This window comes from Streptomyces sp. NPDC037100, from assembly GCF_055606225.1.
The window spans coordinates 529,091-543,168 of the sequence record NZ_JBVJSX010000004.1 but is presented as its reverse complement, the minus strand read 5'-3'; the positions used below and the strand labels follow the sequence as shown (position 1 = coordinate 543,168).

Genomic DNA, 14,078 nt, shown 5'->3' with positions numbered 1-14,078 from the left:
CGCGGAAACTTTCGAAGCGGCACGTCACGGCCGACCGGACTTGTTCACGGCCGGATCGCCGTACCGGTCGGCCAGTACCGCGACGGCCCGGGCCACCGCCTGCCGGAGGCCGGGAGGGCCGAGCACCTCCGCCTCCGTGCCGAGCCGGAGCAGATCGCCCACGGCCACCGCCTCCGACTCGACGGTCAGCTCCACCTCCACCCAGCCGTCCCCGTCGGGCGGGCCCGCCCCCTCCAGGGCGTGCATGCCCGCCGCGCCGAACTGCATCGGCAGCAGCCGCCGCGCGCGGGGCGAGATCCGCAGCCGGGCGGTGTCCTGGCGCAGGGCGGCCTCCAGACGCCGGGAGGACTCGGCCCAGTAGGCGGCGAGGTCGAACCCCGCGGGACGCTCGAAGACCTCGCCCGTGTCCTCCACGGCCAGGACGCGCGAGACCCGGTAGGTCCGTACGGCCTCCTCCGCCAGGGCGACCAGGTACCAGATGCCGCCCTTCAGGACGAGCCCCAGCGGCCGCACCTCCCGGCGCACCTCGCCGCGCCAGCGCCGGTAGTGCAGCCGCAGCACCCGCCGCTCCCACACGGCCGCCGCCACGGCCTCCAGACACGGCACCGGGTCGGCCTCCCGGAACCAGGCCGGGGCGTCCAGATGGAACCGCTCCTGCACCCGCCGTGCCTGCCCGGCGAGCTCGGCGGGCAGCGCCGCCTGCACCTTCAGCTGGGCGCTGGCCAGCACCGCGCCCAGCCCGAGATCCCGCGCGGGCCCGGGCATCCCGGCGAGGAACAGCGAACCGGCCTCGGCGTCGGTCAGGCCGGTCAGCCGCGTCCGGTACCCGTCGACCAACCGGTAGCCGCCCTCGGGCCCCCGGTCCGCGCACACCGGCACCCCGGCCGCGCCCAGCGCCTCCACGTCCCGGTAGACCGTCCGCACCGACACCTCCAGCTCGGCGGCGAGCTCGGGCGCGGTCATCCGCCCTCGGTTCTGGAGCAGCAGGAGCAGGGAGAGGAGCCGGTCGGCGCGCATGGGGCCATTGTCGCGGCGTACGCCGCCGTACCTGACAGGAGATGTCAGGTACGGCGGCGAGGCTGGTTGTGGACATCCGGCCGACCGAGAGGACCACCCATGCCCGGCACCCGCACCACCTCCCTCACCACCACCACCCTCACCACCACCGGTCACTTCACCTTCGCCGACTGGCAGGAACGCGTGATCGGTCCCGGCGAGGACGCGACCCCACGCCTCGCCCACGCCTCGGTCCGGAACACCTTCACCGGCGGCATCGAGGCGGCCGGGACGACCTGCGAGTACGCGATCGTCTACGTCACCGCGAAGACCGGCTCCTTCAGCGGCATGGAACTCCTCACGGGCAGTGTCGACGGCCGTGAGGGGAGCTTCGCGGTCGAGGAGCGGGGATTCTTCGGCGAGGACGGAACCGTGCACTGCACCTTCGAGGTGGTGCCGGGGTCGGGGAGCGGACAGCTGACCGGCCTCACGGGGAAGGGCGGCTTCACCGCACGGCACGGTGAGACGGCGGTGGCGTATGGGTTCGCCTACGAGGTGGCGCAGGGGGCCGGGGAACTTCGTGGCTCGGCGTAACGGGCTCTGTGTACAGTGGTGCCGCCCTCACGCGCGGCAACGCGGTGCACGGCATCCGCCTCCTTAGCTCAGCTGGCCAGAGCAACGCACTTGTAATGCGTAGGTCGTCGGTTCGAATCCGACAGGGGGCTCTGCTGAAACCCCAGGTCGGGCTTCCCTGACCTGGGGTTTCGTCGTCAGCGGAGACGGCGGCGGCGTCGGGCGCGGGCCGCGCGGCGGTCGTCGGTCTCAGTTGTGGTCGGTGCAAGTGCGGCTTCGTCACCTCCTTGCTGTCTCGAACCCGGACAACCGTTGAGGCCCTGCGTCAGGTCGCAGCTGCTGCCTGATGCGGCTTGATGCGGGCGATGTGTTCCGAGAAGTCGGGGAGGTTTTCGCCGGCGCCGGGGTGCTCGGGGTCAGGTCTCTCTCAGGCACCGGGCGATCTCCAGTTGGGCGTCGTCCACGGGGCGGCCGTCCTCGATGTCCCACAGGGTGTTCTGGAGGAGGCGGGCGAGGGTCCAGGCTCGGGCGCGGTCGCGGTCCAGGGTGAGGATGTCGGTCATGGCGTCGAAGCGCCAGAGGACGTCTTCGGGGTCGTAGCGGTTGTCGAGGGCGGGCCACAGTTCGAAGCCGGGGTCGCCGGCGAGGGGCTTGGGGTCGATCGCGAGCCAGGGGGCGCGGGCGGAGGCGAGGACGTTCTCGTCGTGGAGGTCCCAGTGCAGGAGCCGGTCGCCGGGCTCGTCGACGACTTCGCGTACGGCGGCCGCGCAGTCGGCGACGATGCGGCGGGCCTCGGGGTCGGGGATGCGGCCGAGGGCCCGGGGGGTCCGGTCGAGCATGCCCTGGGCGATGTCGCCGAGGCGGCGCATGCCGGGCGGGGCCGGCAAGGACGTGAGGTGGGCCAGGAGCTCGGCGATGGTGACCACGGCCTGGTGGGCGTCCGGCACCTGGGACAGCATGCGGGTCTCGTCGAGGCGCTCCAGCAGCATGGTGCCGGTGGGCTCGTCGTGGTCGAGGAGGCGGACGGCTCCGTCACCGTCCCAGGCGCGCAGCGCGACGGGTTCGCCCTCGCTCTCCCCGTCGACGATCTGGAGCTTGAGGACCGCCGGGGTGCCGTCGGCGGTCCGGACGACCGGGAGGACCAGGGCGGAGACGCCGTGCATGGGCGTGCCGTCGGGTCTCAGGTCCCAGCGGTCGAGGAAGTGGTCCGTCTGTTCGGGCAGTCCGGCGATGAAGGCGCGGCCCGCCTCGCCGTTGAACTTCTCCTGTGATGCCGCCAGTTCCCGGGGAATGTCGATCACTCCCGGCACGGTAGTGGGGCGCGTCGGGCGGGTCATGCGATTTTGCCGGGGCGCGGGCACGGTCCGCGTGGCGGGGCTCCTGGCGCTGACGCCCGCGGCGGTGGCCGACCCCGGTGCTCCGTGCCCTCCGGTTCGCGTGCCGCGGGGTGGCCGATTCCGAGGAGCGCTGTGTCGTACCCGTGTGCGAGCATCTCGCCAACGACCATTGTTCCAGGGGGGATTGCCATGTCAGACACCGACGCCTGTCCGAGACCCGGACCCGGATCGCGGGCGAGACGTGGGCGGGCCGTCGCGTCCGCTGCCGCCGTCTCGCTGTTCGCTTCACTGCTGAGCCTGACCGGGGTGGGGTCCGCCCAGGCCGCCGATGCGGAGTGTGCGCCGCTCGCGCTCGCGCCGTTCGGGGACCCGGGTGAGGCCGTCGGCAGGGCGACCGTCCCGGCCCAGGGCAGCGCCTGCTTCACCGTGACGGCCACGTCGCCCGGTCTGCATCGGATGATGCTGGACGACAGCCAGAACAACGCCTACGCGCAGCTGCTCGATGCCGACGGCGCCGAGGTCGACTGCTTCGACGACGAGTACCGCACCGAGGGCTGGTGCGAGGTCCCCGCTGCCGGTACGTACACGGTGAAGGTCGTCAACAGCGGCTGGGTGGACGAGGAGAAGACCGAGCTGACCGTCCTCCCGCTCGGTTCGGGCACCCCCGGCTGTGCCGATCCGGTCGGTACCGGCTGGGACCGGCCGGCGGTGGTCCGGAGCGCGGCGAGCCCGCTGGCAGTGGACTGCCAGGCTTTCGAGGGCCGGCCCGGCGAACGGATCCGGCTGACGGTCGGCACCAAGGTGTACGGCGACTCGGTCGCCTGGATCACCGACGCGACCGGTGCCCGCGTCTGTGAGCACCTCCCGGAGGACGGCGAGGACAGCTGCGTACTGCCCGGAGACGGCCCCTACCGGGTGCTGTCGAACGTCTCCCGCAACGAGAGCGGCTTCCCCGCCGAGTACGCGCTGCAGGTGCGCCGGCTGAACGATCCGCAGGGCTGCGCCACCGCGAAGGTTCTGCCCTACGGCCCCTTGGAACCGCATGACTTCGGCACGTACGCCTGCTACACCTTCTCCGCCGACCGGGCCGGTCCGTACACCGTGCACTACGTGGACGAGGACCGGTCGGCCGGGGCGGTCCGGGTGTACGACAGCGACGGCCGGACCGTGTGCCGGTCCGGGACCGACCCGTGCCGGATCACCCGGGCGGGCACCTATACGGCCGTCCTCGGCACCAACGCCTTCGCTCCCTCCCTCGACCGGTTGGTCGTGTTCGACCGAGCGGGCGACGCGGGTTGCAAGGCAATCGAAACCGGCCTGTACAAGGGGGAACTGAGCACGGTCGGGCAGTACGACTGCCTGACGCTGCCGGTGCCGAAGGGCGCCCGCCTCGCCGCGCTCACCTCGCGTACCTCAAACGGGCTGACGCCTGAGGTGGAGGTCCTGGACCGCGCCGGCACCCCGCAGTGCGACGGGGAGGCGCTCCGGGGCGGTGACTGCGCGCTGACCGGTGAGGCGCCGTTCCGGGCGCTGGTGCACACCGAGGACAGTGGCGACACGGCGACGGGCCGGTATGCCGTCGCCTTCCACCGCACCGACGTGGCGGAGGGCTGCCCCGTCCTGCCTGCGGGCAGTTTCACCGCGGGCGGTGCCAAGGCCACGCTGACCACGGGCGACGGTGTCTTCGCCCACTGCCTGGCCATCCCGGCCGACGGGCACACCGACGCCGAGGTGCTGCAGCTGACCGCGACCTCGGGGACGACACCGGCCGGGTTCTCCGTGCTGGACTCCGACGGCAAGCGGGTCTGTGACCGGTACGCCACCACCGACGGCTGGTCCGTCTGCTCCCTCACCCCCGGCAAGGCCCACACAGTGCTGGTGAGCGGGCGGGACGCGGCCGCCACGTACACCCTGTCCCGACGGGACGTGACCGCGAGCGCCTCCTCCTCGGGCTGTGCGAAGACCGCGGCGGTGAGGGTCGGCGGGCCGTCCGTGAAGAGCCCGTACGCGGCACCGGGCACGCTCGACTGCCACCAGGTGACCACGGGGGCGACCACCGACGTCGTGCACCTCAACGTTCGGGACGCCCTCGGTACCGCCAACAGCGCGGTGATCGCCGGGGACGGCCGGGTGGAGTGCTCCTTCCGCAACACGTCCTGTGCGGCCACCGGTTCGACGACCCACCAGGTCCTGGTCCAGACGCCGGCCCACCAGAAGGCGGCGCCCGCGTACCGCCTCGACGCCCTGCGGGTCGCGACCGCCGAGGGGCCCGCCCCGGAGTGCACCCGGGTGCCGTCCGTGGCGTTCGGGTACGGGCCGGTCACCGGCACGCTGGACGAATCGCACACCGCCGTCTGCGCGGTGCTGCCCACCGCCCGGTTCGACCGGTTCGAGACCGACGTCAAGGACACCACCGGCGCCACCACGACAGCGGTGCCCGTGCTCTACAACAGCGAGTGGACCAACGGCTGCGGCCTGTGGAGCTCCGGCTACCGCTGCTCGGTAGGCGGTTCGGCCGACGCGCCGTCGCTCTTCCTGCTCGGCCTGCCGGAGAAGGCCTCCGGCACGGCCTACAGCGCCGAGCTGATCTGCTCGTCCGCGCTGTGCGGCACGGAGAAGACGTCCGTCACCGCAGTCAGCCCCGACACCGGGGCGGCGGGCGCCAAGGTGAAGCTCACGGTCACGGGCACCGCGCTCGGCCCGGACGTCACCGTCCGGCTCAGCCAGGCCGGAAAGACCATCACGGCGGAGGCGGAAGCGGTCTCCGCGGACAACCGGACGGTGACCGCGACCGTCGACCTGGCGGGCGCGGCCCCAGGCACCTGGAACATCAGCGTGCTCACGCGTGGCTGGGAGTTCTCACGCGGCACCTTCACCGTCACCCCCCAGCCCGAGCTGGAGAACACGGCCGCACCCAAGGTGACCGGCTCGCCCAAGGTGGGCGCCAAGGTCACCGCCGCGCCCGGCACCTGGTCCACGACACCGTCCTCGTACACGTACCAGTGGAAGGCGGACGGGACGGCGATCGCCGGGGCGGCCGGGGTGTCGTACACCGTTCCCGCGGCGCAGGCCGGCAAGAAGATCAGCGTGACCGTGACGGCGGTGAAGGGCGGCTGGCGGAGCGGGTCGGCGTCCTCGTCGGCGGTGACGGTGGCCGAGGGGGACGCGCCCGGGGCGACCAAGCTGCCCGTGATCAGCGGCCCGGTGAAGGTCGGCGGCACGCTCAAGACGTCCACGGGGACGTGGAGCCCGGCCGCTTCCTCGTACGGGTACCAGTGGTACGCGAACGGCAAAGCCGTCAGCGGGGCGACGAAGCCCTCGCTCGTGCTGAAGGCGGCGCAGCAGGGCAAGAAGATCAGCGTGAAGGTGGTCGCGCACCGCGCGGGCCACAAGGACGGGTCGGCGGTGAGCAAGGCGACGAAGACGGTCGCCCGCTGATCTGTCCGAGCCGGTCTGTCGCCGGAAGGGGAGGTGCTTGCGCAGTGGTGGGGCACCTCCCCTTCCTGAGTTCACGGCTCCAGAACCACCTTTCCCGTGGTGCCCCGGGTCTCCAGCGCCCGGTGTGCCGCCGCCGCCTCGCGGAGCGGGAAGCGCTGTACCGCCGGCGTGAGGCGGCCGGCCGCGGCCTCGGTGAGGGCGCGCAGTTCGAGGGTGCGGAGGGGGTCGGGTCCGCCGGCCTTCCCCAGCATCGCCGGGCCGAGGACCTGCTCGGAGACGCCGTCGACGAGGTAGGGGCCGCCGGTGCGGATGCCCTCGCCGGACCAGCCGAAGACGATGTGCCTGCCGCCCGGGCCGAGGAGGGCGACGGCCTCGCGGGCGATGTCCCCGCCGACGCCGTCGAAGACGACGGTCGCGGTCCGGCCGCCGAGGTGGGCGCGGACCTTCGCGGGCCAGGCGGGGTCCTTGTAGTCGACGGCGAGATCGGCGCCGCCCTCCCGCACACGGGCGGTCTTCTCCGGCCCGCCCGCGAGGCCCACGACGGTCGCGCCGGCGTTCTTGGCGTACTGCACGAGGAGGGTGCCGATGCCTCCGGCGGCGGCCGGGACGACGACCACGGCGTCGGGGCCGAGGTCGGCGAACTGCAGGATCCCCATCGCCGTACGGCCCGTGCCGATCATGGCCACGGCCTCGGCGAAGTCGAGGTTCCCGGGGATCTCGTGCAGGCGCTCGGCTTCGGTGACGGCCAGTTCGGCGTAGCCGCCGGGGACGAAGCCGAGATGGGCGACGACCCGCTTGCCGAGCCACAGCCCGGCGACGCCCTCGCCCAGGGATTCGACGACGCCGGCGACCTCGCGGCCGGGGACGGTGGGCAGGGTCGCCGGCTCGTTCGCCGGGCCGCCCGGCATGCCCTCGCGCAGGGCGGCGTCCAGGAGGTGGACGCCCGCCGCGCGTACGGCGATACGCACCTGCCCGGGGCCCGGCCGGGGGTCCTCGACCTGCTCGTAGGTGAGGTTCTCGGCCGGGCCGAAGACGTGCAGACGAATGGCGTGCATGGCGACTCCTCTGACGGGGCGTTCGATGCGACCAGCTTTCAACCTCAAGCTTGCTTGAGGTCAAGCTCGCGCCGGCCGAGAGCCAGGGAGACCGCCGTCAGGGCGCTGTTGAAGGACACCTCCGACAGCACTCCGGGGGCCGCGACCTGGTCGCCGGCGAGGTAGACCCCGTCGCCCCGGTCCACGGCCGGCCGGTCGCGCCAGCTGGTGCCGGGCAGATCGACCGCGCCCGTACGGCCCTTCGCCACCGACTCTCGCCGCCAGGTGAGCCGCTCGCGCCAGCCCGGGAATCCGAGGTCGAGCAGCTGCTCGGCGCGGGCGGTGCCGTCGGCCTTGGACTCGTGCGGCGCGAGGGGGATCTGCCCCTGGATCAGCTGCTCCCCGGCCGGGGCCAGGCTGCGGTCCTGGGCGGTGAACCGCTCCAGCCAGCCCGGTGCGTCCAGGTCGGAGACCGCGAAGGCGTCCCCGCGCCGGGTGCGCACGGCCAGGTCGACGAGGGCGGTACGGCCGCTCGGCCAGCTCAGGGAGTCGTCACGGAGCAGGCGGCGGGCGGCGTCGAGGGAGGTGGCGACGACGACGGGTGTGTCGGTGGGCAGCGAGTCGACGCGGGACAGGGTCTCCATCCGGACGCCCAGGTTCCAGGCGCGGGCGGCCATCCGGTCGATGAGGCTCGCCCAGCCGCCGCGCGGGTAGTGCGCCTCGGGCGGCAGCTTGGTGGCCCGGCGCAGCCGCTCCTGCACGAACGCGGCCGACAGCGAACCGGGGTCGTGGTGGAACAGGGCGACCGCCGAGTAGTGGGCGGCGGCCCGGGCCCCCTCCTCGCCCGCGATGCCCGTCGCCCAGGTCAGGAAGTCGGCGTCCACGGGCGCCTGCCGGCCCGTCCGGCGCAGCAGCTTCAGCATGGCGAAGGGCGGGGTGCGGCGCAGCGCGCCCTGGTGCCGCAGCCGGAGCCGGGCCGCCTCGAGAGGCGGGAGCGGGGCGAGCGGGCCGATGAGGTCGCGTTGCCTCAGCCAGGCCCAGTGCGGGCCGCCGTTGTAGAGGGCGTGCGGGCCCTCGTTGGTGCGGTACGGGCCCTCGGCGGTGCGCGCCCGGCCGCCGAGGGTGTGGTGGGCCTCGTGGAGGGTGACCTTGGCGCCGGCCTCGGCAGCGGTGATGGCCGCGGTCAGTCCGGCGAAGCCGCCGCCGATGACGGTGATGCGGTGCATGACTGTGGTTCTCCCTCGGAGTCTGGGTCGCCTTCCGGGATGCCTTTCCCACGTACGACCGATCGAGGGCGCCGGAATGTGACATCGCCGGTGTCCGTGCAGGTCAGGGCCGTTTGTCAGTGGCGGGGTGCAGCATGGGGGCATGGCGAGGAGAGCGGCGGGCGGTACGGGTGTGAAGGGCGCGCGGCGACCGGAGGTGCGGCTGCCGGTGCTGGAGCCGTACGAGGGCGGTGCGCTGGAGCCGGACGGGGACTACGACGCGCTGGAGTTCCGGGACGCCGACCTCTCAGGGCAGGACGGATCGGGCGCGCGCTTCATGGACTGTGCCCTGACGGGCTGCGCGCTGGACGAGACCCGGCTGCGGCACGCCCGTTTCCTGGACTCGGCCCTCACCGGCGTCCGGGGCGTCGGCACCGACCTCGCCGAGGCGACCCTGCGCGATGTGGAGCTGACCGACGCCCGGCTCGGCGGACCCCAGTTGCACGGGGCGGTGCTGGAGCGGGTGCTGATCCGCGGCGGCAAGTTCGACTATCCGAACCTGCGCACGGCCCGGCTCAGAGACGTCGTCTTCGAGGGCTGCGTCCTGGTCGAGCCGGATTTCGGCGGGGCCCGCCTGGAGCGTGTGGAGTTCGTGGACTGTGCCCTGAAGGGCGCCGACCTGCACGCGGCGACCCTCACGGACGTCGACCTGCGCGGCGCGGCGTCCCTGGAGATCAGCCGGGGCCTGGACCGGTTGTCGGGGGCGGTGATCAGCACGGCACAGCTGCTGGATCTGGCGCCGGTGCTGGCGGCGCAGTGGGGGATCCGCGTCGAGGGCTGACGCGCCGCCCGGTATCGCGGAGGGGCTCAGGTCTCGTACCACCCCAGCGAGCCGGCCCCCTCCGCCGGGGCGTAGGAGTGGTGCATCGCCATGAGGGCTTCGACCAGGCGCGGGTCCAGCTCGTGCCGCAGCATCCGGTAGTCCTCGGCCACCGCGCGGAAAACCAGGTGGGCCCTGCCGGAGGAGTCCCGCCAGATGATGCGCCGTGGCGGGCGGAAACCGTCGTCGGCCTCCGCCATCAGGACCCACAGCGGGAACAGCAGACGGACGGGCAGTCCCAGGGGCCACATGCTCCCGCATGTCAGGTACTGATCACCGGTGATGGTGTCATCGCGGTCGCCGGAACGCGTCAGGAGACCCGGGGAAAGCGGGCCAGGAGGGTCCAGATCGCCGGGTTCTCCGCGAGGTCGTCGTGCAGGTCGGTGAGGTCGGCGATCAGGTCGTGCAGGAAGTCCCGTGCCTCGCGGCGCAGTGCGCTGTGGGAGACGGTGAGGGCGGGCTCCTCCGCGCGCATCCAGTCCGCCTCGATGTCCACCCAGCCGAAGCGGCGCTCGAACAGCATCCGGTCCGTCGACTCGGTGAAGTCCAGTTCCGCCCGCTGCGGCCTGGACGCCCTGGAGCCCGCCGGATCCCGGTCGATCCGCTCCACGATGTCGCACAGCGCCCACGCGAAGTCGAGCACCGGCACCCATCCCCAGGCTGTGGACACCTCGTGGTCCGTCTTGGTGTCCGCCAGATAGACGTCCCCGCAGAACAGGTCGTGCCGCAGTGCCCGGACGTCCGCGCGGCGGTAGTCGGTCTGCGGCGGGTCGGGGAAGCGGTTGGAGAGGGCGTAGCCGATGTCGAGCACGGAGGTGATGGTGTCACGCGCCCGTAGGATCGCGGACGTGGCCCGATCTGTACGTCTTGTCCCCAGGCTGCCGACAGCCACCCTGCTCGTCTGCGCCCTCGCCCTCACCGCCTGCGGCGGGGTGCACGGCACCCCGGGGGGCTCCGGCGTCCGCGACCCCTACTTCCCCAAGGCCGGCAACGGCGGCTACGACGTCACCCACTACGGCCTGCGCCTCGCCTACGACCCCGGCGCCCACCACCTCACCGGCACGGCCACCCTCACCGCCCGCGCGACCAAGGACCTCTCGGCGTTCAACCTCGACCTGCTCGGCATGGAGGTCGAGCAGATCACCGTCGGCCGCGCGGTCGCCCGCTGGAACCGCGCCGGGCAGGAACTCACCGTCCGGCCGCACGACGACATCGACCGGGACGACACGTTCCGCGTGACCGTCCGCTACTCCGGAGCGCCCGAGACCGTCACCGACCCGGACGGCTCCGAGGAGGGCTGGCTGCGCACCCCGGACGGGGCCCTGGCGCTGGGCGAGCCGACGGGCTCGATGGCGTGGTTCCCCGGCAACCACCACCCCTCCGACAAGGCGGCGTACGACCTCACCGTGACCGTGCCGAAGGGGCTGCGGGCCGTCTCCAACGGCGAGCTGCGGAGCGAGACGACCGCGCGCGGACGTACGACGTTCGTGTGGCACACCGGTGAGCCGATGGCGAGCTACCTCGCCACCCTCGCGATCGGCCGCTTCGACATCAGCCGCTCCCGGGCGGGGGACCTGCCCGTGTACACGGCCGTCGACCCGGCCGAGGCGGCGGCGAGCCGGCCCGTGCTCGGGCGGCTTCCTCAGGTACTGCGGTGGTCGGAGCGGCGGTTCGGGCCGTACCCCTTCTCCACCACCGGCGCGATCGTCGACAGCGCGGCCTTCGTCGGCTACGCCCTGGAGACCCAGAGCCGGCCGGTGTTCCCCGACGCCCCCGACATCACGTTCCTCGTCCATGAGCTGGCCCACCAGTGGTACGGCGACTCCGTCACGCCCGAGAGCTGGCGGGACATGTGGCTCAACGAGGGATTCGCGACGTACGCGGAGTGGCTGTGGGAGGAGGACCACGGCGGGAAGAGCGCGCAGGAGACGTTCGACGCGGTGTATTCCGGCGACCACTTCGACACGGAGGAGGCCGGGGAGGAGATCTGGGAGTTCCCCCCGGCGGACCCGCCGAGCGCCGATCGGATCTCCGGCCCGCCCGTGTACTGGCGGGGGGCGATGGTGCTGCAGAAGGTGCGGCAGGCCGTCGGGGACGACCGGTTCTTCTCGATCCTCAAGGGGTGGGCGGCGACGTACCGGTACGGGAACGCCGATACCGCCGACTTCACGGCCTACGTGGAGAAGCAGGCGCCCGGGAAGGACCTGGAGGGGGTCTGGGAGGACTGGCTGTACGGAGAGGGGAAGCCGGAGCGGCCCTGAGGCACGATGACGTGGCCGGCTCCGAGGATCACTGGGGAGACGTATCCCGAGCGGAGGAGGCTTCGACGCGCCGCAGGGGCTTGGGCGCCTTGTCCGGTGGGGGTTGGTCGTGGCTCGTCGCGCCCCGCGGAGCCGCCGGACGGGCACAGCTCCGCGCACCTGAGGCGAAGCCCCCCGGGCCGGTCGTCCGGCCCGGGGGGCTTCCCTGTGAAACGCTCAGGTGTCCGTCAGACGTTCACGCCGAAGTCCTGGGCGATGCCGACCAGGCCCGAGGCGTAGCCCTGGCCGACCGCGCGGAACTTCCACTCGGCGCCGTTGCGGTACAGCTCGCCGAAGACCATGGCCGTCTCCGTCGCCGCGTCCTCCGACAGGTCGTAGCGGGCGATCTCGGCACCGCCGGCCTGGTTGACGATGCGGATGTAGGCGTTGCGGACCTGGCCGAAGTTCTGGCTGCGGTTCTCGGCGTCGTAGATCGACACCGGGAAGACGATCTTTTCGATGTCGGCCGGGAGGGCGGCGAGGTTGACGTTGATCGCCTCGTCGTCGCCGGCGCCCTCACCCGTGCGGTTGTCGCCGGTGTGGACGATGGAGTTGTCCGGCGTCTGCTTGTTGTTGAAGAAGACGAAGTGGGCGTCCGAGTAGACCTTGCCCTGCGTGTTGACCGCGATCGCCGAGGCGTCGAGGTCGAAGTCCGTGCCGGTGGTGGTGCGGACGTCCCAGCCGAGGCCCACGGTGACGGCGGTCAGGCCCGGAGCCTCCTTGGTGAGCGAGACGTTGCCACCCTTGGACAGGCTTACAGCCATTGTTGGGAGTCCCTTCCCTCGTTTACATGCGGCGAAGAAGCTGCGGCACCGAAGCTACAGCTACCCCCATGAACGAGGAGAGGGGTACGCGAGGTTCCAGGTCCTTTACTTTCTTTACTCGCCGTTATTGGGGTGACGTGGACGGGACAGAAGCGGGAACATGGACGGCATGTCCGGTCACCACGTCATCCGCGGCTCCGTCTCCCTGCCCGAGGCCGAGCTCATGTGGCGTTTCTCGCGGTCGTCGGGGCCGGGCGGGCAGCATGTCAACACCAGCGACTCGAAGGTCGAGCTGAGCTTCGACCTGGCGAAGACCGAGGCGCTGCCCGCGGTGTGGAAGCAGCGGGCCCTGGAGCGGCTGGCCGGGCGGCTGGTCGACGGGGTCGTCACCGTGCGGTCCTCCGAGCACCGCTCCCAGTGGCGCAACCGCGAGGCCGCGGCCGTACGCCTCACCGCGCTCCTGGCCGAGGCCACGGCGCCCCCGCCCAAGCCCCGCAAGCCGACCCGGATCCCCCGGGGCATCAACGAGCGCCGGCTGCGGGAGAAGAAGCAGCGCTCGGAGACGAAGCAGGGGCGCTCCGCGCGGAACTGGGGCTAGGGCAGTTCCACGACTGGGGCCAGGGCAGTTCCACGACTGGGGCCCGGGCAGTTCCACGACTGAGCCATGAGGAAGCCGACCGGGCGGTCGCCGTCGACGATCAGGCGGGGCCAGGCGGTGCCGGGACGGACGTAGGCCTCGGCGAGGGACTTCACGACCGGGGCGACCGCGTGCTCCTGGTCGGGACGGACGCGGACACCGAGGGCGGTGTCGAGATTCGCGGCGGTGATCTCTTCGAGGCGCGGGCCGGTCGTGGTCATGCGCGCACCCTAGGGAGGCGACAGACGCCCGGGCCGGCGGGTTTCCTCAGCCCAAGTGCCGGTACCTGCCCCGGAAGTACGTCAGCGGGCCCCCGTCGGCGCTCGGCACCCGGGCGGTCAGGACACGGCCGATCACCAGCGTGTGGTCACCGGCGGGCACGCGCTGCTCCGTGCGGCACTCCAGGACGGCCAGAGCGCCGCCGACCAGCGGGGCGTCGGTGTATTCGCCGCGCGTATAAGGGATGTCGGCGAACAGCAGCCGGTCGCTGACGCGGCCCTTCATCGCGAAGCGGCCCGCGATGTGCCGCTGGCTCTCGGAGAGGACCGAGACCGCCCACAGGTCACGTTCCTCCAGCAGCTCGTCCATGCGGGAGCCCTCACGCAGGCTCACCAGCACCAGGGGCGGGTCCAGGGACACCGACATGAAGGCCGTGGCTGTCATGCCCACGTCCTCGCCGCCCGGCGCGGTGGGGTCGTCCGGGTCGAGCGGCGGCTCCTTCGCGGCCACCAGGACCACGCCCGAGGCCAGCCGGGACATGGCGGCGCGGAACTCGTCGTTGCTCACCCCCTCAGCATGCCCGGAGGCGGGCGACGGAATGATCGGGGACGTGGCAGCGGGAGTCTTCGGCACACCCGGAACGCTAATCTCCGCCCCGCGGGCCCCGCATCGGACCCCCGCCCGATCACGGTCTT

The 14,078-nt window shown here is 72.5% G+C and carries 13 protein-coding genes, 1 tRNA gene and 1 pseudogene; 6 read left to right on the top strand and 9 right to left on the bottom strand.

Annotated features, from left to right (window positions below; genetic code table 11):
- Positions 1-24: 24 nt before the first annotated feature.
- Positions 25-1,017, bottom strand: a complete 993-nt coding sequence (locus tag ACZ7EG_RS16715; protein WP_471078411.1) for a helix-turn-helix transcriptional regulator — start codon at positions 1,015-1,017, stop codon at positions 25-27.
- A 99-nt stretch (positions 1,018-1,116) separates the two neighbouring features.
- Between ACZ7EG_RS16715 and ACZ7EG_RS16710 the strand changes: the two genes are divergently transcribed.
- Both ACZ7EG_RS16710 and ACZ7EG_RS16705 read left to right on the top strand, forming a co-directional pair.
- Positions 1,117-1,590 carry a DUF3224 domain-containing protein gene (locus ACZ7EG_RS16710; protein ID WP_471078408.1) on the top strand — a complete coding sequence of 158 codons (474 nt, stop codon included), beginning with the start codon at positions 1,117-1,119 and terminating at the stop codon, positions 1,588-1,590.
- A gap of 57 nt (positions 1,591-1,647) precedes the next feature.
- Positions 1,648-1,721: transfer RNA gene (locus tag ACZ7EG_RS16705), tRNA-Thr, on the top strand.
- A 264-nt stretch (positions 1,722-1,985) separates the two neighbouring features.
- Here ACZ7EG_RS16705 and ACZ7EG_RS16700 read toward each other — a convergent pair.
- A complete protein-coding gene (locus ACZ7EG_RS16700; RefSeq protein WP_471078405.1) occupies positions 1,986-2,906 on the bottom strand; it encodes an aminoglycoside phosphotransferase family protein in 921 nt (306 codons plus the stop codon).
- Positions 2,907-3,212: 306 nt separating this feature from the next.
- Between ACZ7EG_RS16700 and ACZ7EG_RS16695 the strand changes: the two genes are divergently transcribed.
- The gene (locus ACZ7EG_RS16695) at positions 3,213-6,344 is read left to right on the top strand and encodes a Tat pathway signal protein (RefSeq protein ID WP_471078402.1); all 3,132 of its coding nucleotides are present in this window, start codon (positions 3,213-3,215) and stop codon (positions 6,342-6,344) included.
- 71 nt (positions 6,345-6,415) lie between these two features.
- Here ACZ7EG_RS16695 and ACZ7EG_RS16690 read toward each other — a convergent pair whose 3' ends face one another.
- Both ACZ7EG_RS16690 and ACZ7EG_RS16685 read right to left on the bottom strand, forming a co-directional pair.
- Positions 6,416-7,399: a zinc-binding dehydrogenase gene (locus ACZ7EG_RS16690; RefSeq protein ID WP_471078399.1), complete on the bottom strand. Its 984-nt coding sequence runs from the start codon at positions 7,397-7,399 to the stop codon at positions 6,416-6,418.
- Positions 7,400-7,443: 44 nt separating this feature from the next.
- Positions 7,444-8,604, bottom strand: coding sequence for an FAD-dependent oxidoreductase (locus ACZ7EG_RS16685; RefSeq protein WP_471078396.1), 1,161 nt, complete (start codon positions 8,602-8,604; stop codon positions 7,444-7,446).
- A 142-nt stretch (positions 8,605-8,746) separates the two neighbouring features.
- Here ACZ7EG_RS16685 and ACZ7EG_RS16680 point away from each other — a divergent pair, with 142 nt between their 5' ends.
- Positions 8,747-9,424 carry a pentapeptide repeat-containing protein gene (locus tag ACZ7EG_RS16680; RefSeq protein ID WP_471078393.1) on the top strand — a complete coding sequence of 226 codons (678 nt, stop codon included), beginning with the start codon at positions 8,747-8,749 and terminating at the stop codon, positions 9,422-9,424.
- A gap of 26 nt (positions 9,425-9,450) precedes the next feature.
- Here the strand turns inward: ACZ7EG_RS16680 and ACZ7EG_RS16675 are convergent, their stop codons facing one another.
- Positions 9,451-9,714 (bottom strand): hypothetical protein, encoded by a 264-nt coding sequence (locus ACZ7EG_RS16675; protein WP_471078390.1) that lies wholly within the window; start codon positions 9,712-9,714, stop codon positions 9,451-9,453.
- A 59-nt stretch (positions 9,715-9,773) separates the two neighbouring features.
- Entirely contained in the window at positions 9,774-10,274 is a 501-nt protein-coding gene (locus ACZ7EG_RS16670; RefSeq protein WP_471078387.1) for a hypothetical protein, read from the bottom strand.
- Positions 10,275-10,281: 7 nt separating this feature from the next.
- Here ACZ7EG_RS16670 and ACZ7EG_RS16665 point away from each other — a divergent pair, with 7 nt between their 5' ends.
- Positions 10,282-11,724, top strand: coding sequence for a M1 family metallopeptidase (locus tag ACZ7EG_RS16665; RefSeq protein WP_471078830.1), 1,443 nt, complete (start codon positions 10,282-10,284; stop codon positions 11,722-11,724).
- Between the two features lie 227 nt (positions 11,725-11,951).
- On the opposite strand, the gene ACZ7EG_RS16660 is transcribed toward ACZ7EG_RS16665, so the two are convergent.
- Positions 11,952-12,527 (bottom strand): TerD family protein, encoded by a 576-nt coding sequence (locus ACZ7EG_RS16660; RefSeq protein WP_471078384.1) that lies wholly within the window; start codon positions 12,525-12,527, stop codon positions 11,952-11,954.
- 160 nt (positions 12,528-12,687) lie between these two features.
- Here ACZ7EG_RS16660 and arfB point away from each other — a divergent pair, with 160 nt between their 5' ends.
- Positions 12,688-13,125 carry an alternative ribosome rescue aminoacyl-tRNA hydrolase ArfB gene (gene arfB, locus ACZ7EG_RS16655; protein ID WP_352100080.1) on the top strand — a complete coding sequence of 146 codons (438 nt, stop codon included), beginning with the start codon at positions 12,688-12,690 and terminating at the stop codon, positions 13,123-13,125.
- A 62-nt stretch (positions 13,126-13,187) separates the two neighbouring features.
- On the opposite strand, the pseudogene ACZ7EG_RS16650 reads toward arfB, so the two are convergent.
- Both ACZ7EG_RS16650 and ACZ7EG_RS16645 read right to left on the bottom strand, forming a co-directional pair.
- A pseudogene (locus ACZ7EG_RS16650) lies at positions 13,188-13,385 on the bottom strand (GNAT family N-acetyltransferase); the annotation flags it as partial.
- A 46-nt stretch (positions 13,386-13,431) separates the two neighbouring features.
- A complete protein-coding gene (locus ACZ7EG_RS16645; RefSeq protein ID WP_471078380.1) occupies positions 13,432-14,016 on the bottom strand; it encodes a flavin reductase family protein in 585 nt (194 codons plus the stop codon).
- Between the last annotated feature and the right edge of the window lie 62 nt (positions 14,017-14,078).

Excerpts from the sequence above, each read along its gene's own strand:
- ACZ7EG_RS16665 (WP_471078830.1), top strand. The coding sequence starts at position 10,282 with ATGGTGTCACGCGCCCGTAGGATCGCGGACGTGGCCCGATCTGTACGT.
- ACZ7EG_RS16690 (WP_471078399.1), bottom strand. The coding sequence starts at position 7,399 with ATGCACGCCATTCGTCTGCACGTCTTCGGCCCGGCCGAGAACCTCACC.
- ACZ7EG_RS16715 (WP_471078411.1), bottom strand. The coding sequence starts at position 1,017 with ATGCGCGCCGACCGGCTCCTCTCCCTGCTCCTGCTGCTCCAGAACCGA.
- ACZ7EG_RS16680 (WP_471078393.1), top strand. The coding sequence starts at position 8,747 with ATGGCGAGGAGAGCGGCGGGCGGTACGGGTGTGAAGGGCGCGCGGCGA.
- ACZ7EG_RS16710 (WP_471078408.1), top strand. The coding sequence starts at position 1,117 with ATGCCCGGCACCCGCACCACCTCCCTCACCACCACCACCCTCACCACC.
- ACZ7EG_RS16685 (WP_471078396.1), bottom strand. The coding sequence starts at position 8,604 with ATGCACCGCATCACCGTCATCGGCGGCGGCTTCGCCGGACTGACCGCG.
- ACZ7EG_RS16660 (WP_471078384.1), bottom strand. The coding sequence starts at position 12,527 with ATGGCTGTAAGCCTGTCCAAGGGTGGCAACGTCTCGCTCACCAAGGAG.
- ACZ7EG_RS16675 (WP_471078390.1), bottom strand. The coding sequence starts at position 9,714 with ATGTGGCCCCTGGGACTGCCCGTCCGTCTGCTGTTCCCGCTGTGGGTC.
- arfB (WP_352100080.1), top strand. The coding sequence starts at position 12,688 with ATGGACGGCATGTCCGGTCACCACGTCATCCGCGGCTCCGTCTCCCTG.
- ACZ7EG_RS16700 (WP_471078405.1), bottom strand. The coding sequence starts at position 2,906 with ATGACCCGCCCGACGCGCCCCACTACCGTGCCGGGAGTGATCGACATT.